This is a genomic window from Thermus sp. NMX2.A1 (assembly GCF_000511705.1).
In the GTDB taxonomy this organism is placed as follows: Bacteria; Deinococcota; Deinococci; order Deinococcales; family Thermaceae; genus Thermus; species Thermus scotoductus.
Map to the genome: position 1 here is coordinate 1 of NZ_ATNI01000035.1, position 1,489 is coordinate 1,489.

General features: G+C 47.8%; 1 pseudogene. It reads right to left on the bottom strand.

Going from position 1 to position 1,489, the window contains the following annotated elements:
* Nucleotides 1–22: 22 nt before the first annotated feature.
* A pseudogene (locus tag TNMX_RS12520) lies at nt 23–1,474 on the bottom strand (IS66 family transposase).
* Nucleotides 1,475–1,489: the final 15 nt, after the last annotated feature.

Here is a 1,489-nt window from a genome sequence, read left to right on the forward strand (position 1 = left end):
CATTTCGGTCATAGAAAATGCCCTAGGTAGTGGAAAGAACTCGATCGATCGTTTCGCCTGCCAACAGAAGACATAACGAATCCCACACGTTTTTTTCGTTGTTTCGTCAGTGTGGAAACGATGCTTCTTGCGATGCAAAACGACTGCGCGAATGTTTCTTCGCGAAACGTACCCGAAATGTTCTCTTTGACTTTAACCATGCGAAGATCGCGTTCGGCTTGGTTGTTTCAAAGGGAACATGTACTTCACGTAAGAAACGCAGCGCTTCTTCCTTTCGTTTTTGAAGGCGTCGAACAAAAGCGAGTGCTTTTTTCGGAAGAGGCGTCATCGTTTCTAATCGGTGTTGTGCTCTTTCTAGGATGCGATCATACACTCGTTCCCACCGTCTCGCTTCTTCTTCGGAAAGTGCACCGTGATGGGCTTCGACGGCTTGCTTGGCGGCTAACAGAAACGTGGTCATGCGCATCGCCCACGTATGCCCCTGTTCGATGAATCCTTTTAACTCACGCAAATGGTGGGCATGACAAAGGGCATGGGTGGCATGTGTGTATTTCGGATACGTACCGAACGCATCATGCATCATCGTCCCTTCATATCGGGGAAGAATCCCGATATCATCGGTCGCTTTTTTTCCACGAGAAGCGTGAGGAGCCAAGTACGTATATGTCGACGTACATGCGACATGCACCCATGCGAGTTTCCCATTGATGCGCAAACTCGTTTCATCGACATGCAGGATGTTGGATTCAAGTAAGGCGTCTTCGATGATGTCCATATTTGATTCCAGCGCTTCGCGTCCTCGTTTCACCATATTGGCAAGGGTTCCTGTACTAATCGAGTGTTGATATAACGCTTCGATTGTATCACTTAAACGCTTGTACGGGATCAATTGGATATGATGTAAATAAACAACGAGCGCCGTGAGCCGTGGACCGTATTGCACATGATTCGTGACATGGGATGGGAATTCGGCTTGTTGCACGCATCGACAATGTGGACACGATTTCACTTCACGTTCATGTTGTGTCACCTCGATCGCCACAGGAGGGACATCAAACACTTGACGGATATCGACTTTGAACGGTTTGACTTCACGCAAAGAAGCTCCACATCCTTGACACGTATGCACACGGTGGACGACACGATGATGTGGATGTTCCACTTGACGGAGCGTCTTCCCCTCATGTCCCTCTTGCCCACCAGGCTTTTTGCCAGACGGCTCGCGGGAGGAACGCTTTTTCTCAAAACGGTCAGAAGATGGGGGCAAATGGCTATTGGAGCTGTTTTTTTTCGTGCGTGCTTCCAGCTCTTGAACACGGTACTTCAGTTGTTCATTTTCTTTGCGTAGCTTGTTTTGTTTTCTTTCAANNNGTTGCTCAATGACTTGTTGCTGGTGAGTAATGAGCTGCTTTTGTTGTTGGACTTTGCCGATTAAGCTCTCAACTGTAAATACAGCTTGTTGTACCGTCAACATGTGATTCACCTCCTT